The organism is Phenylobacterium sp., assembly GCF_035944335.1.
Lineage (GTDB): Bacteria > Pseudomonadota > Alphaproteobacteria > Caulobacterales > Caulobacteraceae > Phenylobacterium.
Map to the genome: position 1 here is coordinate 136855 of NZ_DASZBG010000040.1, position 22971 is coordinate 159825.

The window sequence follows — 22971 nt, forward strand, 5'->3', positions numbered from 1 at the left end:
AAACCATGAAGCTAACGATCCTGACCGCCAGCCTGGCCATCGCCGCGATCGCCGGCGTCGCCGAGGCGCAGGACGCCAGTCGCTCGGACATGCGCTGCGTCGTGGCCTTCAGCCGGCTGCTGCAGACCCCGGCCTACAAGGACGCTGCGGGGGCGGGGATGTTCTACTATATCGGCCGTCTCGACGGGCGCGAACCGGGCCTGGATCTCGCGGCCGCCATGCGCCGGGAGATCGCCAATATGGCGACGGCCGACTACACGACGGAGGCGCAGCGCTGCGGCGCCGAGCTGAAGGCGCGCAACGAGGCCGTCAAGGCGGCCGGCGAAGCGGTGAAAGCCGGGCGCTAGCCCGCGCCGGCGCCGCGCGCCTCGGCCACCAGGCGCGAGGCCCTGAGCGCGATCTCCAGCCGCTGCGCGCAGACCAGCCCCACCGAGATGACCAGCGCCGCGTCGGCTATGGCGTTCACGGGCATATGCAGGGTGCCGGCGCTCTGCAGCGCGTACATCCGCAGGACATAGCGGATGGCGAAGATGCCGAGCACGACCAACATGCCTATTGGCGAGGCCTGGCTGGTCAGCTGGTGCGTCGTCGGGTCGACGGTGATCCGGGTGAACCGAGCACGCCACCAGCCGAGCGCCGCGCCGAGGCCGAGCGCCACGAGATCGATGGCCATCATCCCAGGCGTCGGCACGCCGCCTTGACTGAGCGCCAGGCCCACCAGCACCAGGATCAACGCCGGGGTGATCCACAGCGTCTCGACCCGCAGCCGCCGCGCCCGCGAGTTTCGCAGGATCACCAGCGCCACCACAAAGAGCGGGATGAGATAGGTCCACAGGCCCAGGTTGGGGGGCGGATGTTGCATCTAGCTCGCCTTCCGTGCGTAGGCCTCGGCGGCCGCGTCTTCGAGCGCGCGCCCGGCGGTCTCGCCAGGACCCACCTCGGCCACTCCCAGATCGAATTCCACCACGAACGGCGGCCTGCCGTCACCGGCTTCGAACGCCGTGCAGCCGATGACCGCGGCGATCCGCTCGCCCGCGGCCCGCGCGGCCCCCATCGGGGTCGCGGGCAGGGCGAGGGCGAAGACATCCGGACCCAGCCGCGCGGCGGTGTCCTCGACGCGGACCAGGCGGCCGACCATGGAGCCGATCTGCGGGATGGCGCGGGCCAGCCAGCCGCCGGCCCGCACGGCCGCCAGGTCGGGCTTGTCGGCCACTTTCAGCACGCAGACCGACAGCGCGCGGTTGCGCTGTTTCGAGGCCGCCGCCAGCCGGGCCAGGTGGGCGGCGAACAGGTCGCGGGTGAACAGGCCGGTGGCGGCGTCCATCAGGCCGGAGTTGCGGGCGCTTTCCAGCGCCTGGCGCACCGCGGTCTGACGGCGATAGGCGCGGGCCAGTTCGACGACCCGGCGGGCCGTCTCGCTCTCGGGCGTTTCCGGCGTCGCCACGTCGGTGATGCCGCGATGATAGGCCTCCGAGGCGGTGACATAGGAGTCTGGGCGCATGTAGAGCACGGCAGGCGTGTGATAGAGGCGGGTGTTGCGGCGCAGGCCGGCCGCGATCGACAGCGCCTCCTGCGGGTTCTCCCCGGCCCACAGCACCACGGCGTCGAAGCGCCGCTCATGCAGATAATCGAACGCCGTATAGGCCGTGAACGCGCCCACCACCTGCGCGCCCTGCTCGGCGAGCGCATTTGAGAGCGCCAGGAACTGCGGCGCCGGCTCGCCGATCGCCAGCACCTGGAAGGGCGCAGCCTCGAGTTCGGGCACATCGAGGCTGCGGCCGCGATCGGCGAAGGTCTCGATGCGGAGCTCGAACTCCTCCTCGGCCACGGCCGTGCGCACCAGGGTCTCCAGCCGCATGGCCGCCTGGGCGGGATGCAGCGGCGCGGCCAGGGTCAGGTCGAAGCCGCGGAGCTCGAGCGAAGGGTCCGGCTGGCCGATGCCGACGATCGGCAACCGGCGCGGCGCGCAGGCCTCCTTCAGCCGCTCCGCCAGCGCGACGGCCTCTTCGCCCTCGGCCAGGTCGATGATCGCGGCTTCGATCTGCAGGTCGGCGACGGCGGCCAGGGCCGCATAGCCGCCACGCGCCGTCACGGTGCGCCAGCCCAGCCGGTCGAGGCCCTCCGACAACGGGCCGGCCAAGGCGTCGTCGCGCGCAACAATCACCACCCGCGCCTGCACGCCTGCCGCCATGTCCCCCGGTCCTGCCCCAACTTAGCGCCCGTCTTACCTGCCATTCGGTGAATCGGGCAGGGTTCAGATTAGCCCACGCGTCTGGGTTGCAACAGGCGCGAGCGCCCGTGATCCACAAGCCAGGCTTTCATGGGGCGGGGCTTGGCTGACCACGGGGCAGGGGCCCAAGATGGCCCGACATCGGAGACCGACCATGCCCCAGGGCCCGCTCACCAGCCTCAAGATCGTGGAATTCGCCGGCATCGGGCCCGGCCCGTTCTGCGGCATGCTGCTCTCGGACCTGGGCGCCGACGTGATCCGCATCGACCGCAAGGGCGGCGGCCGAGGCGGGGCGCCCAGCGACGTCACATCGCGGGGCCGCCGCTCCATCGCCCTCGACCTGAAGACGCCGGAGGCGGTCGAGGCCTGCCTGAAGCTGATGGAGAGCGCCGACGTGGTGTTCGAGGGCTTTCGACCCGGCGTCATGGAGCGCCTGGGCCTGGGCCCCGAGGTCGCCCTGAAGCGCAATCCGAGGCTGGTCTACGGCCGCATGACCGGCTGGGGCCAGACCGGGCCCCTGGCCAGCGCGGCCGGCCACGACATGAATTACATCGCCATCACCGGCGCCCTGCACGCCATCGGCACGGAGGACAAGCCGGTGCCGCCGCTGAACCTGGTGGGCGATTTCGGCGGCGGGGCGCTCTACCTCGCGTTCGGGATCCTGGCCGGCGTGACCCACGCCCGTCAGAGCGGCCAGGGCCAGGTGATCGACTGCGCGATGAGCGACGGCGCGGCCTCCCTGATGGCCATGTTCTACGGCTTCAAGGCGGCGGGCATCTGGAAGGAGGAACGGCGGGCCAACATGCTCGACGGCGGCGCCCACTTCTACGACACCTACCGGTGCGCCGACGGCAAATGGGTCTCCATCGGCTCCATCGAGCCGCAGTTCTACGCCCTCCTGCTGGAGAAGACCGGCATCGACGACCCGGCGTTCGCCCACCAGCACAACCGCACCCACTGGCCCGAGCTGCACGACAAGCTGGCGGCGGTCATCGCCACCAAGACCCGCGACGAATGGACCGCGATCATGGGCGGCACCGACGTCTGCTTCGCCCCGGTGCTCGATCTCGACGAAGCGCCAGCCCACCCGCACAACGCCGCGCGCCAGACCTTTGTCGAGGTGGGCGGGGTGACCCAGCCGGCGCCCGCGCCCCGGTTCTCCGCAACCCCCGGCGCCATCCAGGGGCCGCCGCCGAAGATCGGCGCGCATGACCAGGCCGCGCTTCGGGATTGGGGGTTCAGCCCGGCGGAGATCGACGCGCTCGGCAAGGCCGGGGCCCTGGCGCTCGAGACGGTTTCCTGAAGGCGCCGTTCAGATTGGGTTCAGCCGCGAAGGATCAGAACCGTCCACGGTCGGTCGTCGCGCTCTCCCGTCCCTCGAAGCGGCGATTGATCCGGATGGAACGACACGCCCATCGGCGGCGCGCTACCCCCAACCCGGTGGCGCGCCGTTTTGGCGTCTGGCATTTGGCGTCTGGTGTCTTGCGCGACGTCGCGTTCCTCCCCACCCTCCGGACCGATGGCGACCTCCCGGCTCCTCACCCGTTTGCGCCGCGTGGATTGGGACCCGCTCCACCTGGCGAGGCTCGCCCTGCTGGTCCTGGGGCGCGCGCTGACCCGCCTGTGGGGCCGCGACGTGATGCTCTACACCGGCGGGGTCTCGTTCTTCGCCATGCTGGCGATCTTCCCGACGCTCGCCATCCTCATCGGCCTGTTCAGTGTGCTGTCCGACCCAGCCCAGGCGATCCGCGAGGGCCAGGCGCTGTCGGCCCTGATCCCGGCCGGCGCGCGGGATCTGTTCCTGCATGAGCTGACGCGGCTGATGCGCGCGCCGCACCTGGCCATGTCCACCCAGAGCGGCCTGGCGCTGATCATCACCATCTACGCCTCGCACCGCGGCTTCAAAGCCCTGCTGGCGGGCTTGTCGTTCATCCACGACGAGGACGAGCCGCACGGCTTCGTGGGCTTCAACCTGATCGCCTTCCTGGTGCTGATCGGCACCTTCGCGGCCCTGGCCATGATCTCCTCGATCTTCTTCACCCTGCGGATTCTCGGCTCGGCCTTCGACCTGCGGCCCCTGCGCGGCGTCTCGTGGCTGCTCAGCGAATGGACCTGGGCCAGCGCCAGCCTGACCATCGGGCTCGCCCTGATCTATCGGTTCGCCATGTCGCGCCGGCCGGTCGTCTGGACGGCCTCGCTGATGGGCGGCTTCGCTGCGGCGGCGCTGTGCCTCTTCGCCTCCTGGGCCATCGCCTTCTACGTCGAGCAGATCGCCCACCTGGGCGCGACCTATGGCTCGCTGGCGACGGTAATCGTCTTCCTGATCTGGCTGTCTTGGAACGTGAACGCGATCTTCTTCGGCGGCGCGCTCGCCACCGAGGTCGAGCTGGCCATCGACGCCGTGTCTCCGAAGGCGCCGATCCGCGTCGTCAAGGGTCCGAAGGTGGTCGTGCCTCGGTCGGGGGCTTCGCGATCAAGAAAATGAACACGCCGGCGGCTTCGCCGCGCTCCAGCACCTCGGCGCCGAGGGCCGCGGCAAGGTGGGGCACGTCGATACGCGCCAGCGGGTCGTCGGCCAGCAGGCGCACCCGCGCTCCGTCGCCCGCCGCCTCCAGCGCCCGCCGCAGCCGCAGCGTCGGCACCGGACAGCGATGTCCTCGGGCGTCGATCAGGATTTCGTCGGACGACATGGCGCGAGCCATAGGGCGTCCGCCGTCGGAACCCAAGCTTGGCGTTTGTGCGTTGAGGCGGAACGAGAGGGCAGGTGGGGCGGAACTCCAATGAGCTTGGGCGAGGCGTTCGACACCGACGTGCCGGCGCGGCTGGACCGGCTGCCGTGGAGCCGATTCCACTGGCTGGTGGTGATCGCGCTCGGCGTCACCTGGATCCTCGACGGGCTGGAAGTCACCCTCGTCGGCTCGCTGTCCCCAGCCATCGCCAGCGCCCAGGCCCTCAACCTTTCGGCCCGGCAGATCGGGCTGACCGGCAGCGCCTATATCCTCGGCGCGGTCCTGGGCGCCCTGGTCTTCGGGCGGCTGACCGACAAGCTCGGCCGGCGCAAGCTGTTCACGGTGACGGTCGCGGTCTACCTCGTGGCCACCATCGCCACGGGCCTCTCGTGGAATTTCTGGTCCTTCATGCTGTTCCGCTTCGTGACGGGCGCCGGCATCGGCGGCGAGTACGGGGCGGTCAACTCGGCGATCCAGGAGCTGATCCCCGCCCGGCGGCGCGGCTACACCGACCTGGCGATCAACGGCACCTTCTGGGTGGGAGCCGCGATGGGCGCGCTGGGCTCGCTGGTGGTGCTCAATCCCGATCTGGTCCCGCAGGCCTGGGGCTGGCGGCTGGCCTTCGTGATCGGCGGGCTCCTGGCGCTGATCATCATTTTCGTGCGCCGGTTCATTCCCGAGAGCCCCCGCTGGCTGATGACCCACGGCCGGCCGGAGGAGGCCGCCGCCCTGGTCTACGACATCGAGCGCCGCATCGAGCGCCACGTCGCCCTGCCGCCGCAGATCAACGAGATCCCCAAGCTCCGGTTCGTGCGCCGCGGGGAGACCAGCTGGACGGAGATCGCGGTCACCCTGTTCCGCACCCATCCCCGCCGGACCATCCTAGGCGTCGTGCTGATGGCCACCCAGGCGTTCTGCTACAACGCGATCTTTTTCACCTATGCGCTTGTCTTGACGAAGTTTTACGCCATTCCAGCCCGCAATGTCGGCTACTTCATGCTGCCCTTCGCGCTGGGCAATGTGCTGGGGCCGCTGCTGCTCGGGCGGCTGTTCGACAGCCTTGGGCGCAGGACCATGATCGCCGGGACCTATGGCGTGGCCGGCGCCTTGCTGTGCGTCACCGGCTGGCTGTTCGCCAAGGGGGCGCTGACCGCCGAGACCCAGACGCTGGCCTGGAGCGTGATCTTCTTCTTCGCCTCGGCCGCGGCCAGCGCGGCCTATCTGACGGTGGGCGAACTCTTTCCGCTGGAGACCCGGGCGATCACCATCTCGCTGTTCTACGCCTTCGGGACCCTGCTTGGCGGCGTCGGCGGCCCCGCGCTGTTCGGCGCCCTGATCCAGAGCGGCCAGCGGGGCGAGATCTTCAAGGGCTATCTGCTGGGCGGCGGGCTGATGCTGCTGGCGGCCGCGGTCCAGCTGGTGCTGGGCGTGCCCGCGGAACGCCGCTCGCTGGAATCGGTCGCCCCGCCGCTGTCGCTTGCGCCGCGCGGAGGGGCTTGAGGCCTCAGCCGGTCTGGCGCAGCGGACCGCGGGCCCGCTCGGCCTTCATCAGGGTCCAGCCATCGCGGGTCAGCACGAAGGCGTGCGGCGAGCCGCGCCAGCCGTTCGCCGCCGCGGCGGCCCCCGCGCGCTGCAGCAGCCGTCGCCCGCAAAGCCGCAGGCAGAGGCCCAGCACAATCGGATCGCGGTCCATCAGCGGCCCGTGCAGGGCGGCTCGGAGGAGGGCGCGTTCATCAGCCGTCAGGTCTTGGAAGTCGCTCATGCAGCGTCTAACGCCGATGACCGACCTCTGTTGCTGTGGTGAAGCTTGATCTTGAATTTCGCGGGCGCCGCGAGCGGTGAAGACGGCTATTTCGACAGGTGCAGGGCGGCGATCGAGCCTGCGATCTGCTGGAAGACCGCGTCGAGCTGGGCCGAGTTCGTCACGTCGAAATAATGGTCCGCGCCGGAGGCGCAGTCTTGCAGCACCGTGCTGGTGCCCCCGACCACCTCGACCCGCATCGTATAGATCTCGATGTCCTTGTCGGCGGCCTTCATGGCGGTGCAGATCTTGCTGAGCCGGTCGTCGAGCGCGGCCGAGCGTTCGGTCTGGGTGTTGGAGCCCGAGATTGGCGTGCCGCTGGCTTGAAGCACGCGCCCCTGCCAGGCATAGCCCGCCCCCGAATAGAATGACTGGTCGGAGTTGCCGCTGTCGGTCATCTGGTTCTGACCGTCGGTCATCAGGATGACGATCTTCTTGTGCTTCGCCGTCAGGTAGGCGACGCCGTCGGCCAGGGGCGCGTTCGGCGACAGCGTGTGCCAGCCCCACATCATGCCCATCGGAATGTTGGTGTCACCGTTGGCGGTCATGGCGTTGACCGCGGTCTTCAGAGCCGAAAAATTCGTGGTCAGTCGCTGCATGGGCTGCAGGGTGCAGCCCCAGTTTGGGCCCATGCCGCTGGTCAGGTCGGGCTGCCCGGAATATTTGGCGGCGCCGCCCTGGCGAACCTGCCAGCTGGTGCCCCGGGGCTGGCCGTCGGGCAGGTAGTTGTTGAAATAGGTGCCGCCCCTGTCCGGCTCGTCGGGCGCGAAATAGGGGGTGAAGAGCGTGGCCGGCGTGGCGGACGAGGGCGCGGTGTCCTGGATATCATACGGCGCCTGACGGCTCTCGACGCAGCCCGCCCACGTGACGCCCATCTGGGTGAGCAGGGTGAAGCGGTTGGCCCAGATCGGCGCGCCGGTGGAATCGGCGAAGATCTGGTTGTTGATCGGCGAGGTCCCGCTCTGGTCGATCCAGGCGGCGTTGCGGAAGGTCGAGCCGATCCGCACCGTGTTGGAGAACGGCACCAGCGAGATCTTGATGGCGTTCGGGTCGCCCGACTGCGTCGCCGCCTGCGACATGGAATCGATGAAGTTGTTGGCCGCGGTCTGCAGATTGGACAGCTTGGTTCCGGCCATCGAGCCGGTGTTGTCGAGCACCAGGGCGATCTCCAGCTGGTTGCCGGCCCGGGTCACCTGGGCATGGGCCCCGACCACGATCGGACCGCCGGTGATCGACCCCAGGATCAGCGGCCGAACCGCCGCCGAGGCCGTGGCTACCACCACATTGCCCGTGCCGAAGGTGAAGGTGTCGCTCGACAGGGTCACGTCGGAATCGAGCGCCAGGTTCTGGCGGAAGATGCGGTCGCCGGTCTGCTGCAGCACGGTGGAATCGCTGACCGTCGACTTGGCCGTGGCCAGGGCCGCGGCGTCCAGCGCGTCCTGCAGTTCCAGCTTGGCGGCCGTCGCGCGGGCGATGTCGAGCGCGCCAAGCGCCGCCAGCGACAGCGGGGCGAGCGAGAGCGCCACCACCACGGCGACGTTGCCGCGGCGGTCGAGGAGGGCGGATCGAAGGCGACGAAACAGCATCGGTCAGTCCGCATGGCGCGCCAAAGTCCGACGCATCGGGCGGTCCGCAGCCTATTCAGATGCGGTTAAGGCTCCGCTTCAGAGCGTGGTAAACCGCTGTAAGTCCTAGCCATTCATCCGAAACTAACTGCGAACGCGCAGACTGCCGCCCGCATGAAGGTGGACGATCGCGTGCGCATATCTCGCCTGGCCAAGGACGAACGCGGGACGGCGGCGATCGAGTTCGCCCTGCTGACGCCCCTGCTCGTGGGCGTCATCATGGGCACCGTCGAGATCGGGCTGGTGGGGCTCGTCTCGAACACCCTCGACAACGCCGTGCAGTCGGCGGCCCGCACGATCCGCACCGGCGAATCCGACGCGCCGACCAACGCCACGGATTTCAAGACGGCGGTCTGCAACGGGATGTTCGAAAGCCAGACCGCCTGCGGCGCGAAACTGGCGATCAGCGTGCGGAAATACACCACCTTCGCCAACGCCAACGCTGCGGCCGGCGACGCGCCCGCCGGGGAGTTCGACAAGGGCACGGCCGGCGATGTCATCCTGGTGAAGGCCACCTATCAGTGGCCGTTCTTCATGCCCTTCTTCAATCTCGGCTTCCAGCAATCGGGGCCCACGACGCTCGTCCTCGACGCCCGCACCACCTTCAAGAACGAGCCGTTCACATGAGGCGCCTGAGCTTCCGAAGGGACGAGCGCGGCGCGGCCGCGGTCGAGTTCGCGCTGATGCTGCCGATCCTGGTGACCCTGCAACTGGGCTCCGTCGAGCTCGTGCGGGCCTTCGAGGCCCAGCGGCGGATCGCCCACATCGCCGCCGCCATGGCCGACGTGATCGCCCAGGGGCGCACGACCACAGCCGCGGATCTGACGGATGCGATGGTCGCCGGCCAGGTCCTGGTGAACCCGTTGCCGACCGGGAATATGGGCCTGCGGATCTCCAGCCTCACCGCCGACAGCAGGGGCGTGGTGACCTCCGATTGGACTCAGTCGCAGAACTGGTCCGCAACCGGCGGCCCTTCCGTTCCGACCGGCTACCTCGCCGCCGGCGAAAGCGCCATCGTGGCGGACGTCACCTACGACTACACCTCGCCGATCCGCTATCTGCTGCCGACGACGCTGCACTTCGCGCGGCACGCCTATGTGCGGCCACGCCTGTCGACCCAGGTGGCGAAGGTCGGCTAGCGGATCGCCCCGATCAGAACGACGAGCGCCAGCAGGGCGACGCCCAGCGCGGCCGTCCCGGCCTTCATGGCCAGCATCTGTTCGGGATTGTAGTCGGCCCAGAGGCGCGCCTGCCGCGTCCATTCGCGCATGAGCGAGGTTGCGTCGGCTTCGTCCACGGGGTCTCGGTCGCCGAACTCGGCGGGGACCAGGTCTCGCCGTTGAGCCTGGCGGTGCAGCCAGACCACCAGACCGTCGCCGGCGCGCCGCAGCCAGCCTTCGCGGCGCGGGCCGTGGCTCGTCGCGGACGCGGCTTCGAGGTCGAGGTCTCGGGTTTCCATAGTGGCGCTCCACCTCGCGGATGAACGGCGCAGCTTGCGGCCGGGTTCCTTCGGGAACTCTGGCTCCGCTGTCCTGTTTGACGCTCCCGGAGGTGATCATGCCGCTCGTTCCCAGCTGGCAGGACGTGGTGCTCCGCCTGGCGCTCGCCGTGGTCGCGGGCCTGGTGGTCGGGTTCAACCGCGAGGAGCGGAGCCAGGCCGCGGGCCTGCGCACCACCGTGCTGATATGCGTCGCGGCGTGCCTGGCCATGGTGTTGGCCAACGAACTGCTCGACACGACCGGCAAGGACGCCTCGAAATTCGCCCAGATCGACGTGCTGCGCCTGCCGCTCGGCATCCTCTCCGGCATCGGCTTCATCGGCGCCGGGGCGATCATCAAGCGCGGCGACACGGTGATGGGCGTGGCCACGGCCGCCACCATCTGGTTCATGACCGTGGTCGGCCTCTGCTTCGGCGCAGGGCAGCTTGACCTCGGCGCGGGCGCCACGGCCCTGGCCGTCGGCCTGCTCTGGGGTCTGCGGTGGATCGACCTGAAGATGCCGCGCAAGTTCCGCGGCGACCTGACCGTCAGCGCCCAGCGCGCCGGCCTGGCCGCGGACGATCTACGCGGGGCCATCGCGCAGACCGGCCAACGGATCATTTTCTGGGCCGTCACCTACGAGGATGGCGCGGAGCGCTATGAGGTCCGCGCCGAGCTGGAGTGGCGCGGCCACGAGGCGGATCGGGGCCAGGAACCGGACTTCGTCAAGGCGCTGGCCGTGAACCCCGCGGTCCATCGCGCGGCGTGGCAGCCGGCGCAGACGGGAGGCTAGCCAGGCATGGCGGACAGGGTGGGATTCGAACCCACGGTGGGCTTTCACCCACGGCGGTTTTCAAGACCGCTGCCTTAAACCACTCGGCCACCTGTCCCCGAAGGAGCGCCCGCCTATAGCAGCGCAGGCAAGGGCGCTCCACCGCCGCGACGGACCGCCGCGCGCCTGCGCTGTAAGGTCCCGTTAACCGCACTGCAAACTTCCCCTACGAAGCTTGGGCGACAAGTCCGAGGGGAGTTCAGGCGCATGTGGCGCGGCGCGGCGATCCGATACGCGATGCTTTCCGCGGCCGCGGCCCTGCTGGCGGCCTGCGCGACGGTGCGTCCGGAATATGCGACGCAGGCGCCGGTCCATCGCCGCGGCAAGCCGCCGTCCGCGCCGGGCCTCAAGGGCACAGACAAGCCCTATCAGGTGGGCGGCGTCTGGTACGTGCCCAAGGCGCAGCCGCACTACAACGAGACCGGCGTCGCCTCCTGGTACGGCGACGCCTTCCACCTGAAGCCCACCGCCGACGGCGAGATCTTCGACAAGGACCGGCCAAGCGCGGCCCACACCACCCTGCCGCTGCCCTCGCTGGTCGAGGTGACCAACCTCGACAACGGCAAGAAGCTGGTCGTCCGCGTGAACGACCGCGGCCCCTTCGTGGACAACCGGATCATCGACCTCTCCCACGAGGCCGCCCGCCAGCTCGGCTATGACCGCAAGGGTCTCGCCCACGTGCGGGTGCGCTATCTCGGGCCGGCCCCGGCGCTCGACCCGGAGAGCCGCCGCTACGCCTATCTGGGCACCCCGGCGCCCGCCTCGACGGCGGCGCCCGCCCCCCTGGACAAGCCCCCGGCGACGATCGTCGAGGCGTCGCTCGCCCCGCCCTTCTGAAGCGCTAGACTTCCGGCCCGAACGGGCCATCTTGGGCCGGTGACGCGCGGGCGGTTCATCACATTCGAAGGCGGGGAGGGGGCGGGCAAGTCCACCCAGCTCAAGCGCCTTGCCGCGCGCCTGGAGGGCCTGGGCCTCGACGTCGTCGCGACCCGCGAGCCCGGCGGTTCGCCCGGCGCCGAGAGCATCCGGGAGCTCGTTCTGAACGGCGCGGCCGACCGCTGGAGCCCGGTGACCGAGACGCTGTTGATGTACGCTGCCCGTCGCGATCACATCGAGCGCGTGATCCGCCCGGCGCTTGAGCGCGGCGCCTGGGTGGTCTGCGACCGCTTCGCCGACTCGACCCGGGCCTACCAGGGCGCCGCCGGCGGAACCGACCCCGCCCTGATCGCGGCCATGGAGACCTACATCCTCGAGGACACCCGGCCCGACCTGACGCTGATCTTCGACTTCCCGCCGGAGATCGGGTTGAAGCGAGCGACCGCGCGGCCAGGCGCCGAACTGCGCTTCGAGAGCAAGGGCATGGCCTTCCACGAACGGCTGCGCGAGGGCTTCCTGGCCATCGCCAAGGCCGAGCCCGGCCGCTGCGTGGTCATCCCCGCCGACGGCGCCATCGGGGCGGTCGAAGCCGCGGTCTGGGCGGCCGTCGAAGCCAGGCTCCCAGTACATGTCTGATTTGGCCATGTCTGATCTGGCCATGTCTGAGTCTGGCCGTGGCTGAGGTGGAGGTCGTCCATCCGCGCGAGGTCTTCGAGCTCGAGGGCCACGCGGCGGCCGAACAGGCCTTCGAGGCGACCCGGGCCCGCGGCCGGCTGCACCACGCCTGGCTGCTGACCGGCCAGGAGGGGCTGGGCAAGGCGACCTTCGCCTATCGCGCCGCCCGCCGCCTGCTGGGCGCTCCGCATGACCCGGCCTTTGGCGTGCTGGGCGTCGACCCGGCCCATCCGGTGAGCCGGCAGGTGGCGGCCCGCGCGCATCCCGACCTGCTGGTCATCGAGCGCATCGGCGAGGACGGCAAGCCGCGCAAGGTGATCCCGGTCGACGAGGCCCGGCGGCTCTCGGAGTTCTTCTCGAAGTCCCCCGCCAACGCGCCGCACCGGGTCGCCATCGTCGACGCCGCCGACGACCTGAACCTCAACGCCGCCAACGCCCTGCTGAAGACCCTGGAGGAGCCGCCGCCCAAGGGCGTGCTGCTGATGGTCAGCCATTCGCCGGGCCGGCTGCTCGCCACCATCCGCTCCCGCTGCCGGCGGCTGGCGTTCTCGGCCCTGCCGCTGGAGGAAACCGCCGCCTTCGTTCGCGCTCGCGCCGAGATCACCGACGAAGCCGCCTTGCGGCTCGCCAGCATGGCGCAGGGCGCGCCGGGCCGCGCGCTGGCGCTGGCCGCGGCCCAGGCGATCGTGCTGGACGACGCCGCCCGCGCGATCCTCGCCGATCTGCCGAAACTGGACGAAGGCCTGGCCCTGTCGCTGGCCGACAAGTTCCGGGGCGGGGAGGGCCAGGCGCAATTCAACCTGCTGTTCGAGCGACTCGCCGAGCGCGTCCATGACCAGACCGCCGGCTGGGCCGCCGAGGGCCAGGGCGGCGCGTCCAGCTCGCTTGATCGCTGGGCCCAGGCGTGGGAGACGCTGCAGCGCCTGCCGCGGGAGGTCGAGGCCTTGAACCTCGATCGCGCCGATGCGCTGTTCACGGCGCTCACCGAACTGCGTCAGGCCGCGCGGGCCTGAACGCCTCGCCCAGAACGAGAACGAGACGATCCCGCCGGCATGCTGATCGACAGCCACGTCAACCTGCACGCACCGCAATTCGACGAGGATCGCGAGGCCGTGATCTCGCGCGCGCTGGCGTCCGGCGTCCGGCTGATGATCAACATCTGCGACAAGGTCTCGAACTATCCGGCGGTGCGGCTGGTCGCGCAGCATCCGGACATCTGGTGCACCGTCGGAACCCACCCGCACGAGGCCAAGGAGGCGCCCGACCTCGCGCCGGAGACCCTGATCGAGATCGCCGCCGACCCCCGCGTGGTCGGCATCGGCGAATGCGGCCTCGACTTCCACTACGACCTCAGTCCCCGCGACGTGCAGGCCGACGTTTTCCGCGCCCATTGCGCCGCGGCGCGGGCGACCGGCCTGCCCCTGGTGGTCCACACCCGCGAGGCGGACGCGGCCACGGGCGATATCCTGGAAGCCGAGCACGGGAAGGGGGCCTTTCCGATCCTCATGCACTGCTACACTTCCGGCGCGGAGCTGGCGGCGCGCTGCGCGGCCCTCGGGGCCTGGTTCTCGGTCTCGGGCATCGCCACCTTCAAGGCCGCCGAGGACGTCCGCGCCGTGATCCGAGACATGCCCGCCGAGCGGATCATGCTGGAGACCGATTGCCCCTATCTGGCGCCCGTGCCGCACCGCGGCCGGCGCAATGAGCCCGCCTTCCTGCCGCACGTCGCCGCCAAGCTGGCGGAAATCCGCGGCTGGAGCCTGGCCGAGACCGAATCCCGCACCGCCGAGGCGGTTTTCGCCCTGTTCCAGCGGATTCCCCGCCCATGAGCGGGACGCTCGAGATCACCATCCTGGGCTGCGGCTCCTCCGGCGGCGTACCGCGGGCCGACGGCGACTGGGGCGCCTGCGATCCGGCCAACCCGAGGAACCTGCGCAGCCGCTGTTCACTCTTGGTCCGCCGTCGCGGCGCGGGACCCGAAGCCGAAACCACGGCGCTCATCGACACCTCGCCGGACCTGCGCCTGCAGACCGCCATGGCCGGGGTGAAGCGCCTCGACGCCATCCTGATGACCCACGATCACGCCGACCAGGTGCACGGCATCGACGACGTGCGCGCCTTCTTCATCCGCCAGCGGGCGCGGATCCCCGCCTTCACGGACGCGCCGACCGAGGCGTCGCTGATGCGCCGCTTCGGCTACATCTTCGAGGGCGAGGGGGGTTATCCGGCGATCTGCGACCGCCGCCGGCTGCCAGCCCACGGGAGGCGCTGGACGATCGACGGGCCGTCGGGGTCGATTCCCGTCGTCACCTTCGATCAGGATCATGGCGGGGTGCGCTCGGTGGGCTACCGGTTCGGCGATGTCGCCTATTCCAGCGACGTGGTTAATCTGGACGAGGCGGCGTTCGAGGCGCTGGCGGGCGTCGAAGTCTGGATCGTCGATGCGCTGCGCTGGCGGCCGCATCCGACCCATGCCCATGTGGAGCGAACCCTGGAGTGGATCGCGCGGATCAAGCCGCGACGCGCGATCCTCACCAACATGCATATCGATCTCGACTATGCCGCGCTCGCGGCCCAGCTGCCGGCGGGGGTCGAGGCGGCTTACGACGGCCTTCGGATCGAACACCGGCTGGCGGCAGAATTATCGTGATATCGCAACCACTTAAGCTCGGTTTCCTCGCGTCGGGGGCGGGCTCCAGCGCCCAGGCTATCGTGGCGGCTATCGAGGCCGGGCGCCTCGCGGCGGAGCCGCGGCTGATGATCAGCAACAACAAGACGGCCGAAGCGCTGGCGTTTGCCGCCGCGCACGGCATGGCGGCGCTGTGCATTCCGACTCAAGCCGATCCGCTGGCCGCGGATGAGCGGCTGGTCGATGCGCTGACGTCGCACGGCGTCGAACTGATTGTTCTATCTGGCTATTTGCGCCAACTCGGACCGGTAACCCTGGGCCGCTACGCCGGGCGTGTGCTGAACATCCATCCGGGGCCGCTGCCGCAGTTCGGCGGCCATGGCATGTACGGCCGCCGCGTGCACGAGGCCGTGCTGGCGTCGGGCGCGCTCGAGAGCGGCGTCTGCATCCACGTGGTGGACGAGGAATATGACCGCGGGCCGGTGATCGCGCGCCGCAGTGTGGAGGTGAGGCCGGGCGACACACCGGAAAGCCTGGAGGCCCGCGTCAGGGCCCTGGAGCCGGGGTTCTTCGTGGAAACCCTGCGGCGCATCGCCGAGGGCAGCCTCAAGCTCCCGGCGGGATCCGCCTAGCAATATTTCCGATAATCTATCTTAGGCGCAATTCGGAATAGCGCAGACGCCGTCACATCGACCTCTCCCCCTCAACTCGTGGCCCCCCGCGCCGCGATAGGCCTAGTCGCGACATGGCCGTTATGATCGCATGACGCCGGACCGCATTTCGAGGCGTCGAGATCCCATGAAGGCATCGGAACAGATCGACCAGCTGATCGCAGGCATCACCGACTGGCGCGGCAAGACGTTCGCCGGCGTTCGCAAGGCCATCCTCGCCGCCGACCCGGAGATCCTCGAGGAATGGAAATGGATGGGAAGTCCGGTTTGGTCTCGCGACGGAATGATCGCGGTGGCCAACGCCCACAAAGGCAAGGTGAAACTCACCTTCGCGCACGGTGCGCACCTGCCGGACCCCGACAAGCTGTTCAATGCGGGCCTGGAGGGCAATGCGAGGCGGTCGATCGACTTCCTGGAGGGCGACAGGATTGACGAGCCGGCTCTGAAAAACCTCGTCCGCGCGGCGATCGACTACAATCGGACGAAGTTGAAGAAAAATGCGCCGAAGGGGGCTCGGGCAAAGACCGAAAAGAGCGGAAATACCTAGGGTTACGGCGGAGTTTTTTGGTTTCCGGGGGTCGCCGGCCGGGCGTCCCCCTGCCCCGGCATGCTTGCGCTTCGCGACAACGCCCCTAGGTTTAGGGACGAGGGACCCGGGCAACGAAAGAAGAAGATCATGCGCACCATCGTCCTCGCGGCCGCGGCCGCGGCCGTGCTCGGCCTCGCCTCGGCCGCCCAGGCGGCGCCTGCGGTCGTCGATGTGGCCATCGGCCCGCAGCTGCAGGCCAAGGCCGAAAAAACCTATGGCGTCCGCGACGTCCGCGACCTGGCCAACGATCTGCGCAGCGATGTCGAGCACGCGCTCGCCAGGACCGGCGCCTACGACGGCGCGCGCATCGAGCTGGTGTTGATCGACGCGGTTCCCAACCGCCCCACCTTCAAGCAGCTGGGCGACAAGCCCGGCCTGTCATACGAGAGCTTCGGCCTCGGTGGCGCGCGCATCGAGGGCCGCATCGTCACGGCGGACGGCCACGAGACGCCGGTCGCCTATCGCGACTACGAGACCGACATCCGCTACGCCCGGATGTCCAGCACCTGGTACGACGCCCAGACGGGATTCGACCGGTTCGCCCATCAGCTGGCGCGCGGCAAGGCCCTGGCCAGCCGCTAGAGACGCCACAACCCGGTTGCACGCGACGGCGGCGCGCGGTCTGATCGCCCCAGCGCCGCCCCTAAGTTGCCGCGTCCGGGATTCCCATGACCAGACCCGCCCCGCCCGCCGACCTGCGGCCGATCGATCGGCTGATCGCCATCATGGCGCGGCTGCGCGACCGCCAGGACGGCTGTCCCTGGGATATCGAGCAGACCTTCGCCACCATCGCGCCCTACACCGTCGAGGAAGCCTATGAGGTGGCCGACGCCATCGAGCGCGGCGACCTGAAGGATCTGAAGGAGGAGTTGGGCGATCTGCTGCTGCAGGTGGTCTTCCATGCGCGGATGGCCGAGGAGCAAGGCGCTTTCGACTTCGAGGACGTCGCCCGGGCCATCAACGACAAGATGGAGCGCCGCCATCCCCACGTGTTCGGGTCCGAGACCTACGGCTCGCTGGCCGAACAGAAGGAAGGCTGGGAACAGCTGAAGGCCGCCGAACGCGCCGAAAAGCATGGCGCGACGGGCCGCGCTGGCAGCCTGCTGGACGACGTCCCCGTGGGCCTGCCCGCCCTTACCCGCGCCGTGAAGCTGTCGAAGCGCGCCGCCGGCGTCGGCTTCGTCTGGCCCTCCGCCAAGGAGGTGCTCGACAAGCTGGACGAGGAGGTCGCCGAGTTGAAGGCCGAGATCGCCGGTGGCGACCTGGACAAGGCGCGCCTGGAGATGGGCGACGTGCTGTTCGTGGTGGCTAACCTCGCCCGGACGCTGGAGGTGGACCCGGAAGACGCGCTTCGGGCCACCAATGCCAAGTTCGGCCGCAGATTCCGCTACATCGAGGCCAGGCTCGCCGAGCGTGGCAAGACCCCCGACCAGTCGGACCTCGCGGAGATGGACGGCCTGTGGAACGAGGCCAAGGCGGCGGAGAAGGCCTAGTGCGCCCGGATCTCGGCTTGCGGGAACAGCTGCTCGAATTGTCCGAGCGCCTGGGGGCTGAGGCTGACGGCCAGACGGACTGAGCCGTCCTTGCCCTCATTGCGCTCCAGGACGCGGCCGTTGCGGTAGAGCCAGGCGATCGCCGCGCCTTCGCCGGCCGGCGCATAGACGTCCACCGGCGGCGCTTCGTCCACTAGGCCCGATACGGCCTTCAGCAGGGCGTCGCAGCCCGCCCCCGTGACCGCCGAGACCAGGATGGCGGGCGGATGGGCGCGCCGGGCGTCGCCGAGGGCGGCCTGCCGGTCGTCGGGATGCAGCAGGTCGGCCTTGTTCCAGACCTCGAGCACGCGGCGCTCGTCCATGTCGACGCCGAGGCGCTCCAAGACCGTGCGGACGTCGCCGGCCTGGGCGTCGCTCTCGTCGCTGGCGATATCGCGGACGTGCAGGATGACGTCGGCCTCGCGCACCTCCTCGAGCGTGGCGCGGAAGGCCTCCACCAGTTCGTGCGGCAGGTCCGAGATGAAGCCAACAGTGTCCGACAGGATCGCGGGCCTGCCGTCCGGCAGCTTCAGGGTCCGAAGCGTAGGGTCGAGGGTGGCGAACAGCAGGTCCTCGGCCACCACCTCCGCATGAGTCAGCCGGTTGAACAGCGTCGACTTGCCGGCGTTGGTGTAGCCCACCAGCGCCACGGTCGGGAACGGCACACGCCGGCGCGCCGAGCGCTGCAGGGTTCGCGTGCGGCGCACCTCCACCAGCTCCTTTTTGAGCTTGGTGATCCGCTCGGCGATCAGCCGGCGGTCGGTCTCGATCTGGGTCTCGCCGGGCCCGCCCATCACCCCGAAGCCGCCGCGCTGGCGCTCCAGGTGGGTCCAGGTGCGGACCAGGCGCGAGCGCTCGTAGGTCAAGCGCGCCAGCTCCACCTGCAGGCGGCCCTCGCGCGTCCGGGCCCGGCGGGCGAAGATCTCGAGGATCAGGCCGGTGCGGTCGATCACCTTGCAGTCCCAGGCCTTCTCCAGGTTCCGCTGCTGCACCGGGGTCAGGGCGTCATCGACGACCGCGACGTCGATCTCCTGCAGCCGGACGACCTCGCCGATCTCCTGCACCTTGCCCTTGCCGAACAGGGTGGCCGGCGTCAGTTTGCGCAGCGGCGCGATGATCGCTTCGCGCACCTCGAGGTCCAGCGCCTGGGCCAGGCCCACCGCCTCTTCGACGCGCGCCTCGGCGTCCCGCGAAGAGCCCCTGCCCTCCCGGTCCGGATGGATCACCAAGGCGCCTTGGACAGGCGCCTCTCGGTCAATGGATTTCGAACTCAATCGGTCTCGTCTTCAGCCGGCTCGTAGAGCTGCACGGGCTGCGCCGGCATGATCGTCGAGATGGCGTGCTTGTAGACGAGCTGGGATTGCCCGTCCCTGCGAAGCAAAACGCAGAAGTTGTCGAACCAGCTCACCACGCCCTGCAGTTTCACGCCGTTGACCAGGAAGATGGTCAGCGGGGTCTTCGACTTGCGGACGCTGTTGAGGAAGGTGTCCTGCAGGTTCTGTTTTTTCTCGCTCACGGCTTGATCGCCTCTTTTTTCGTTGTCAGACGGGCGGCCAAAACGCCGCCCACACACGCAGTGTCACGCTAGACCGGGATTTGTGACGGGCGCAATGCAAGCTGCGCCGTCTCACAGGCCAAGGCCTTGGCGCGCTCGATATAGAGGCTGTGTTGGCGAGCCGCCAGTAGCGGGTTCGCCTCAGAGTGTCTTCAGGTATTCGGTCAGATCGTGCTTGTCCCGGGCGCTGAGCTGCAGGTGGCGAACCCGGTCATAGTGGTCGACCACTTCGGCCAGGGTCGCAGCGCTGCCGTCGTGGAAATACGGCGGGTGGAAGCGCAGACCGCGCAGCGGCGTGGTGCGATAGGCCTTGTTGTTCGTGCGCAGCGCGTAGGCGCCGTCCATTCCGGTCTCGGACGGGGCATGAAGGACGCCAGCGTCGTTGTCGGTGCCGGCGCCGCCGACGTGGCAACTCTGGCAGTGGCCCGCGAACACCGCCTGGCCGCGCGAGGCGGCGGCGGCGTCGATCCCGCCCCCAGATGGCGCCCGTAGGCTGTGCTGGTAGTCCCGCAGCGGGGCCAGCTTGGGCGTCACGAGGTCCGGCGTCTGGTGGATGTCAATGCCGAGCTTCGGGTCGGAGAAATCGCCGTGTCCGCCCATCTGGGTCACCGCCACATAGGCGTTCCAGTAGGAGATCGGGGCCTCGGCCGTGTAGGTCTCGTTCTTCACGCTGGCCAGGCCGTAGGCCGGCGGGATCTCGAGCGGCGTGTTCTTGCCGTCGAAATTGAAGCGCGGGTCGTAGCGGCCCTTGCCCCACGACGTGTAGACGGCGCGCTGTTCAGGCGTGACCGCCGGAGACAGGGCGATCACCGCGCCAACGTTCAAGGTTCGGTTGGGCCAGCCGTCCAACCGGTGGCCGATCCCAGGCAGCATGGCGCTGTCGACCGTCGAATGGCAGAGCGCGCAGGTGACGCCGATGCGCTGGACATGGCCGCTGTCATCGAACGTCGCCTTCAGCCCGACCACCGCGTCCTCGCGCAGCAGTTCCCGCGTCCCGCTCGCCCCCAACGGGTTGTGCAGCACAAACTTTCCGAAATTGAGCTTGTCCATGTCGACTTTCAGGCCCAGGCCCAGGGCCTGAATCGGCGTGACCTTGCTGTCGACGATGCTGGCCATGTGCAGCTTGTCGGTCCAAAGCTGCTCGTCGCCGAAAGTGTCGTAGCGGAAGATCTGCTGGCCCTGCTGCTCGGCCACGGTTCGCGGCGGTCCGGGCCGTTGGGTCATCATCAGCCCGCCGCACCCGACGAGTACGAACACGGCCCCTGCGACGGCCAGGGGAGGTGCGGTCTTGACCAGCTTGCGGTCGAATTTCTTGGCCATCGACATCTCCTTGGGCAGCGTGGGGTAACGCTGTTAGATGTGTCCGGATAACCAAGGTTCCCGCGCCAGATGAAGCGGGCAGACCGCTGTCAGATCGCGGTTTCTTTGGCGCGCTCGATGTAGAGCTTGCGGAGCTTCATCGCCACCGGTCCGGGCTTGCCCTCGCCGACCGGCTTGCCGTCGACGCTCACCACCGGAAGCACCAGGGTGCCGGCCCCGGTGATGAAGGCTTCCTTGGCCTGGCGGGCCTCGTCGGGGGTGAAGGGCCGCTCATCGACCTGCAGGCCCTCGTCGCCGATCACCTCCAGCAGGGTCCGGCGGGTGACGCCGCGCAGGATGTTGGCGTTGGTGTCGCGGGTGCGCAGGCGCCCTTCGCCGTCGACGATCCAGGCGTTGGAGGACGCGCCCTCGGTGACGAACCCCAGTTCATCCACGAACCAGGCTTCCGCGGCGCCGGCCTCGCGGGCCTTCTGCTTGGCCAGTGCGTTGGGCAGGAGGCCCACCGTCTTGATGTCGCAACGGCCCCAGCGGGTCTCCGGTGTGGTGACGACGCCGACGCCCTTGGCGGCGCGGGCTTCGGAGGCCGCCCGATCGACCGGGCTCACCGTGATGACCACCGCCTGGCGCACAGGATCCTTGGGGAACGCGTGATCGCGCGGCGCGACGCCGCGGCTGACCTGCAGATAGATCGAGGCCTCGCGCAGGCGATTGCGCCGCAGGGCCTCCTTCAGCACCAGAGTCAAAGCGGCCCGGCTCATCGGCATCGGCATGGAGAGCTCGCCGAGGCTGCGCTCCAGGCGCACGAAATGGCCCTCGGCGTCGGCGAGCTTGCCGTCGAACACCGCCCAGACCTCATAGACCGCGTCGGCGAACTGGTAGCCGCGGTCCTCGATGTGGACGACGGCCTCGCCCTGCGGGACGAAGCGCCCGTTGACGTAGGCGATGCGCCCCATCCTACGCCGCTCCCTTTGTGAGCTTCGAAGGATCGGGGACGTGGCCTGCGAAGCCTTGGCGAAGCAGTCCCATCAGCCGACGGCCTCCTCCAGCGCCGCCCGGGCCCCGGAGAGCCCCAGCGACTTCAGCTTGCGATGCAGGGCAGAGCGCTCCATGCCGATGAAGGCCGCGGTGCGCGAGATATTGCCGGAGAAGCGCAGCATCTGGGCGTTCAGGTACTCGCGCTCGAACACCTCGCGCGCCTCGCGCAGCGGCAGCGAAATGATCCGCTCGGCGCCCAGGCCGGCCGACTGCTCGTTCACCGTCGCCTCGGCCGGCAGCATGTCGGCGCTGATGGCGTCGCCGCCCTGGCCCGGCGCGAGGATCAGGATCCGCTCCACGTTGTTGCGCAGCTGGCGCACATTGCCCGGCCACGGCCGCACCTGCAGGGCGGCCATCGCGTCGTCGGCCAGCCGGCGGCGTGGCAGGCCCGAGGCCTCGCAAATCCGGTCGATGAAATAGTCCACCAACTCGGGGATGTCCTCGCGCCGTTCCGACAGCCCCGGCACATTGATCGGCACCACGTTCAGGCGGTGGAACAGGTCCTCGCGGAACCGGCCTGCGGCGATCTCTTCGCGCAGGTCGCGCGACGTCGAGGAGATCACCCGGACGTCCACCTGCACGTCGGACGATCCGCCCACGCGCCGGAACCGCTGCTCCACCAGCACCCGCAGGATGCGGCTCTGGGTCTCGCGCGGCATGTCGGCGACCTTGTCGAGGTAGAGCGTCCCGCCGTGGGCGCGCTCGAAGACCCCGATCTTGGCCGGCCGACCGCCCTCGCCTTCCTCGCCGAACAGCTCCACGTCGATCCGCTCCGGCGTCATGCCGGCGGCCGACAGCACCACGAACTCGCTGCGGGTCCGGTGGCCGGCGGCGTGGATCATCCGCGCCACGGTCTCCTTGCCGGCCCCCGGCGGACCAGAGATCAGCACCCGGCTGTTGGCGCCGGCCAGCTTGGCGACCATGTTGCGCAGCTGCTGGGCGGCCACCGACTTGCCGATCAGGCCGTCCGGGGTGATCGCCTGGGTGCGCAGGCGGCGGTTCTCGCGCTTGAGGCTGGTCGCCTCCAGCGCCCGTTCCACCACCAGCAGCAGCCGGTCGGACTTGAAGGGCTTTTCCAGGAACTCGTAGGCGCCGCGCTTGATCGAGCTGACCGCGGTCTCGATGTTGCCGTGGCCGGAGATCATGATCACCGGCAGGTCGGCGTCGAGGGCCTTGACCAGGTCGAGCAGCTCAAGCCCGTCCATCCCGCCGCCGGCCATCCAAATGTCGAGGATCAGCAGCGCCGGCTTGCGGGCCTTCACGGCCGCCAGCGCCGACTCCGAGTCGTTGGCGGTTCGCACCGCATAGCCTTCATCCGTCAGAATCCCGGCGACCAGGTCGCGGATGTCGGCCTCGTCATCGACCACCAGCACGTCAGACGCCATCACTCACCT

Annotated in this window: 27 protein-coding genes and 1 tRNA gene; 16 read left to right on the forward strand and 12 right to left on the reverse strand. The window is 69.4% G+C overall.

All coding sequences use genetic code 11. The features are described from left to right. Positions 1 to 5 precede the first annotated feature (5 nt). On the forward strand, positions 6 to 347 hold the full coding sequence (locus tag VGT80_RS07735; protein ID WP_327454475.1) for a hypothetical protein: 342 nt from the start codon (positions 6 to 8) through the stop codon (positions 345 to 347). On the opposite strand, the gene VGT80_RS07740 is transcribed toward VGT80_RS07735, so the two are convergent. After that, positions 344 to 862 (reverse strand): hypothetical protein, encoded by a 519-nt coding sequence (locus tag VGT80_RS07740; protein WP_327454477.1) that lies wholly within the window; start codon positions 860 to 862, stop codon positions 344 to 346. The two genes, VGT80_RS07735 and VGT80_RS07740, sit on opposite strands and share 4 nt — an antisense overlap. After that, on the reverse strand, positions 863 to 2191 hold the full coding sequence (locus tag VGT80_RS07745) for a diguanylate cyclase domain-containing protein (protein ID WP_327454480.1): 1329 nt from the start codon (positions 2189 to 2191) through the stop codon (positions 863 to 865). A 193-nt stretch (positions 2192 to 2384) separates the two neighbouring features. Here VGT80_RS07745 and VGT80_RS07750 point away from each other — a divergent pair, with 193 nt between their 5' ends. Next, positions 2385 to 3533, forward strand: a complete 1149-nt coding sequence (locus VGT80_RS07750) for a CaiB/BaiF CoA-transferase family protein (RefSeq protein ID WP_327454482.1) — start codon at positions 2385 to 2387, stop codon at positions 3531 to 3533. 216 nt (positions 3534 to 3749) lie between these two features. Continuing rightward, positions 3750 to 4715, forward strand: a complete 966-nt coding sequence (locus VGT80_RS07755) for a YihY/virulence factor BrkB family protein (protein ID WP_327454484.1) — start codon at positions 3750 to 3752, stop codon at positions 4713 to 4715. Here VGT80_RS07755 and VGT80_RS07760 read toward each other — a convergent pair. Further along, entirely contained in the window at positions 4660 to 4920 is a 261-nt protein-coding gene (locus VGT80_RS07760) for a sulfurtransferase TusA family protein (protein ID WP_327454486.1), read from the reverse strand. The genes VGT80_RS07755 and VGT80_RS07760 overlap by 56 nt on opposite strands. Positions 4921 to 5010: 90 nt before the next feature. On the opposite strand from VGT80_RS07760, the gene VGT80_RS07765 reads away from it, so the two are divergent. Next, the gene (locus tag VGT80_RS07765) at positions 5011 to 6459 is read left to right on the forward strand and encodes an MFS transporter (RefSeq protein ID WP_327454488.1); all 1449 of its coding nucleotides are present in this window, start codon (positions 5011 to 5013) and stop codon (positions 6457 to 6459) included. A 4-nt stretch (positions 6460 to 6463) separates the two neighbouring features. Here VGT80_RS07765 and VGT80_RS07770 read toward each other — a convergent pair whose 3' ends face one another. After that, entirely contained in the window at positions 6464 to 6721 is a 258-nt protein-coding gene (locus VGT80_RS07770; RefSeq protein WP_327454490.1) for a hypothetical protein, read from the reverse strand. An 86-nt stretch (positions 6722 to 6807) separates the two neighbouring features. Next, positions 6808 to 8346, reverse strand: coding sequence for a vWA domain-containing protein (locus tag VGT80_RS07775; RefSeq protein ID WP_327454492.1), 1539 nt, complete (start codon positions 8344 to 8346; stop codon positions 6808 to 6810). A 171-nt stretch (positions 8347 to 8517) separates the two neighbouring features. Here VGT80_RS07775 and VGT80_RS07780 point away from each other — a divergent pair, with 171 nt between their 5' ends. Together VGT80_RS07780 and VGT80_RS07785 are read left to right on the forward strand one after the other, a co-directional pair. After that, positions 8518 to 9012 (forward strand): TadE/TadG family type IV pilus assembly protein, encoded by a 495-nt coding sequence (locus tag VGT80_RS07780; protein ID WP_327454494.1) that lies wholly within the window; start codon positions 8518 to 8520, stop codon positions 9010 to 9012. Then, positions 9009 to 9524: a TadE/TadG family type IV pilus assembly protein gene (locus VGT80_RS07785; protein ID WP_327454495.1), complete on the forward strand. Its 516-nt coding sequence runs from the start codon at positions 9009 to 9011 to the stop codon at positions 9522 to 9524. The genes VGT80_RS07780 and VGT80_RS07785 overlap by 4 nt, the downstream gene beginning before the upstream one ends. Here VGT80_RS07785 and VGT80_RS07790 read toward each other — a convergent pair. Further along, positions 9521 to 9844: a hypothetical protein gene (locus VGT80_RS07790; protein ID WP_327454497.1), complete on the reverse strand. Its 324-nt coding sequence runs from the start codon at positions 9842 to 9844 to the stop codon at positions 9521 to 9523. The two genes, VGT80_RS07785 and VGT80_RS07790, sit on opposite strands and share 4 nt — an antisense overlap. 98 nt (positions 9845 to 9942) lie before the next feature. Between VGT80_RS07790 and VGT80_RS07795 the strand changes: the two genes are divergently transcribed. Further along, the gene (locus tag VGT80_RS07795) at positions 9943 to 10656 is read left to right on the forward strand and encodes an MgtC/SapB family protein (protein ID WP_327454499.1); all 714 of its coding nucleotides are present in this window, start codon (positions 9943 to 9945) and stop codon (positions 10654 to 10656) included. Between the two features lie 7 nt (positions 10657 to 10663). Here the strand turns inward: VGT80_RS07795 and VGT80_RS07800 are convergent. Next, positions 10664 to 10753: transfer RNA gene (locus tag VGT80_RS07800), tRNA-Ser, on the reverse strand. 179 nt (positions 10754 to 10932) lie between these two features. On the opposite strand from VGT80_RS07800, the gene VGT80_RS07805 reads away from it, so the two are divergent. From VGT80_RS07805 to mazG, 9 genes are all read left to right on the forward strand, one after another. Continuing rightward, positions 10933 to 11532, forward strand: coding sequence for a septal ring lytic transglycosylase RlpA family protein (locus tag VGT80_RS07805; RefSeq protein WP_327454501.1), 600 nt, complete (start codon positions 10933 to 10935; stop codon positions 11530 to 11532). A 39-nt stretch (positions 11533 to 11571) separates the two neighbouring features. Beyond that, the gene (gene tmk, locus VGT80_RS07810) at positions 11572 to 12207 is read left to right on the forward strand and encodes a dTMP kinase (protein WP_327454503.1); all 636 of its coding nucleotides are present in this window, start codon (positions 11572 to 11574) and stop codon (positions 12205 to 12207) included. Between the two features lie 38 nt (positions 12208 to 12245). Continuing rightward, positions 12246 to 13259, forward strand: a complete 1014-nt coding sequence (locus VGT80_RS07815; RefSeq protein ID WP_327454505.1) for a DNA polymerase III subunit delta' — start codon at positions 12246 to 12248, stop codon at positions 13257 to 13259. 39 nt (positions 13260 to 13298) lie between these two features. Then, positions 13299 to 14075 carry a TatD family hydrolase gene (locus tag VGT80_RS07820; protein WP_327454507.1) on the forward strand — a complete coding sequence of 259 codons (777 nt, stop codon included), beginning with the start codon at positions 13299 to 13301 and terminating at the stop codon, positions 14073 to 14075. Next, positions 14072 to 14896: an MBL fold metallo-hydrolase gene (locus VGT80_RS07825; protein ID WP_327454509.1), complete on the forward strand. Its 825-nt coding sequence runs from the start codon at positions 14072 to 14074 to the stop codon at positions 14894 to 14896. Before VGT80_RS07820 ends, VGT80_RS07825 begins: the two co-directional genes overlap by 4 nt. Then, the gene (gene purN, locus VGT80_RS07830) at positions 14893 to 15507 is read left to right on the forward strand and encodes a phosphoribosylglycinamide formyltransferase (protein WP_327454511.1); all 615 of its coding nucleotides are present in this window, start codon (positions 14893 to 14895) and stop codon (positions 15505 to 15507) included. Before VGT80_RS07825 ends, purN begins: the two co-directional genes overlap by 4 nt. A gap of 166 nt (positions 15508 to 15673) precedes the next feature. Beyond that, positions 15674 to 16093, forward strand: coding sequence for a DUF1801 domain-containing protein (locus VGT80_RS07835; RefSeq protein WP_327454513.1), 420 nt, complete (start codon positions 15674 to 15676; stop codon positions 16091 to 16093). A gap of 129 nt (positions 16094 to 16222) precedes the next feature. Further along, positions 16223 to 16717, forward strand: a complete 495-nt coding sequence (locus VGT80_RS07840) for a hypothetical protein (protein ID WP_327454515.1) — start codon at positions 16223 to 16225, stop codon at positions 16715 to 16717. Positions 16718 to 16803: 86 nt separating this feature from the next. After that, positions 16804 to 17628 carry a nucleoside triphosphate pyrophosphohydrolase gene (mazG, locus tag VGT80_RS07845; RefSeq protein WP_327454517.1) on the forward strand — a complete coding sequence of 275 codons (825 nt, stop codon included), beginning with the start codon at positions 16804 to 16806 and terminating at the stop codon, positions 17626 to 17628. Here the strand turns inward: mazG and hflX are convergent. The 5 genes from hflX to VGT80_RS07870 form a co-directional block, all read right to left on the reverse strand. Then, positions 17625 to 18893: a GTPase HflX gene (gene hflX / locus VGT80_RS07850; protein ID WP_327454519.1), complete on the reverse strand. Its 1269-nt coding sequence runs from the start codon at positions 18891 to 18893 to the stop codon at positions 17625 to 17627. The genes mazG and hflX overlap by 4 nt on opposite strands. 44 nt (positions 18894 to 18937) lie before the next feature. Beyond that, on the reverse strand, positions 18938 to 19183 hold the full coding sequence (gene hfq, locus VGT80_RS07855; protein WP_327454521.1) for an RNA chaperone Hfq: 246 nt from the start codon (positions 19181 to 19183) through the stop codon (positions 18938 to 18940). A gap of 180 nt (positions 19184 to 19363) precedes the next feature. Continuing rightward, positions 19364 to 20542 carry a hypothetical protein gene (locus VGT80_RS07860; RefSeq protein WP_327454523.1) on the reverse strand — a complete coding sequence of 393 codons (1179 nt, stop codon included), beginning with the start codon at positions 20540 to 20542 and terminating at the stop codon, positions 19364 to 19366. Positions 20543 to 20631: 89 nt separating this feature from the next. Next, positions 20632 to 21495: a D-amino-acid transaminase gene (locus tag VGT80_RS07865; RefSeq protein WP_327454525.1), complete on the reverse strand. Its 864-nt coding sequence runs from the start codon at positions 21493 to 21495 to the stop codon at positions 20632 to 20634. A 72-nt stretch (positions 21496 to 21567) separates the two neighbouring features. Further along, the gene (locus tag VGT80_RS07870; protein ID WP_327454527.1) at positions 21568 to 22962 is read right to left on the reverse strand and encodes a sigma-54 dependent transcriptional regulator; all 1395 of its coding nucleotides are present in this window, start codon (positions 22960 to 22962) and stop codon (positions 21568 to 21570) included. Positions 22963 to 22971 lie beyond the last annotated feature (9 nt).

Excerpts from the sequence above, each read along its gene's own strand:
- VGT80_RS07790 (WP_327454497.1), bottom strand. The coding sequence starts at position 9,844 with ATGGAAACCCGAGACCTCGACCTCGAAGCCGCGTCCGCGACGAGCCAC.
- VGT80_RS07750 (WP_327454482.1), top strand. The coding sequence starts at position 2,385 with ATGCCCCAGGGCCCGCTCACCAGCCTCAAGATCGTGGAATTCGCCGGC.
- VGT80_RS07795 (WP_327454499.1), top strand. The coding sequence starts at position 9,943 with ATGCCGCTCGTTCCCAGCTGGCAGGACGTGGTGCTCCGCCTGGCGCTC.
- VGT80_RS07740 (WP_327454477.1), bottom strand. The coding sequence starts at position 862 with ATGCAACATCCGCCCCCCAACCTGGGCCTGTGGACCTATCTCATCCCG.
- VGT80_RS07820 (WP_327454507.1), top strand. The coding sequence starts at position 13,299 with ATGCTGATCGACAGCCACGTCAACCTGCACGCACCGCAATTCGACGAG.
- VGT80_RS07865 (WP_327454525.1), bottom strand. The coding sequence starts at position 21,495 with ATGGGGCGCATCGCCTACGTCAACGGGCGCTTCGTCCCGCAGGGCGAG.
- VGT80_RS07825 (WP_327454509.1), top strand. The coding sequence starts at position 14,072 with ATGAGCGGGACGCTCGAGATCACCATCCTGGGCTGCGGCTCCTCCGGC.
- VGT80_RS07835 (WP_327454513.1), top strand. The coding sequence starts at position 15,674 with ATGAAGGCATCGGAACAGATCGACCAGCTGATCGCAGGCATCACCGAC.
- VGT80_RS07775 (WP_327454492.1), bottom strand. The coding sequence starts at position 8,346 with ATGCTGTTTCGTCGCCTTCGATCCGCCCTCCTCGACCGCCGCGGCAAC.
- VGT80_RS07770 (WP_327454490.1), bottom strand. The coding sequence starts at position 6,721 with ATGAGCGACTTCCAAGACCTGACGGCTGATGAACGCGCCCTCCTCCGA.
- VGT80_RS07785 (WP_327454495.1), top strand. The coding sequence starts at position 9,009 with ATGAGGCGCCTGAGCTTCCGAAGGGACGAGCGCGGCGCGGCCGCGGTC.
- VGT80_RS07860 (WP_327454523.1), bottom strand. The coding sequence starts at position 20,542 with ATGGCCAAGAAATTCGACCGCAAGCTGGTCAAGACCGCACCTCCCCTG.
- VGT80_RS07755 (WP_327454484.1), top strand. The coding sequence starts at position 3,750 with ATGGCGACCTCCCGGCTCCTCACCCGTTTGCGCCGCGTGGATTGGGAC.
- VGT80_RS07870 (WP_327454527.1), bottom strand. The coding sequence starts at position 22,962 with ATGGCGTCTGACGTGCTGGTGGTCGATGACGAGGCCGACATCCGCGAC.
- mazG (WP_327454517.1), top strand. The coding sequence starts at position 16,804 with ATGACCAGACCCGCCCCGCCCGCCGACCTGCGGCCGATCGATCGGCTG.
- VGT80_RS07805 (WP_327454501.1), top strand. The coding sequence starts at position 10,933 with ATGCTTTCCGCGGCCGCGGCCCTGCTGGCGGCCTGCGCGACGGTGCGT.
- VGT80_RS07760 (WP_327454486.1), bottom strand. The coding sequence starts at position 4,920 with ATGTCGTCCGACGAAATCCTGATCGACGCCCGAGGACATCGCTGTCCG.
- VGT80_RS07745 (WP_327454480.1), bottom strand. The coding sequence starts at position 2,191 with ATGGCGGCAGGCGTGCAGGCGCGGGTGGTGATTGTTGCGCGCGACGAC.
- VGT80_RS07735 (WP_327454475.1), top strand. The coding sequence starts at position 6 with ATGAAGCTAACGATCCTGACCGCCAGCCTGGCCATCGCCGCGATCGCC.
- VGT80_RS07765 (WP_327454488.1), top strand. The coding sequence starts at position 5,011 with ATGAGCTTGGGCGAGGCGTTCGACACCGACGTGCCGGCGCGGCTGGAC.
- VGT80_RS07840 (WP_327454515.1), top strand. The coding sequence starts at position 16,223 with ATGCGCACCATCGTCCTCGCGGCCGCGGCCGCGGCCGTGCTCGGCCTC.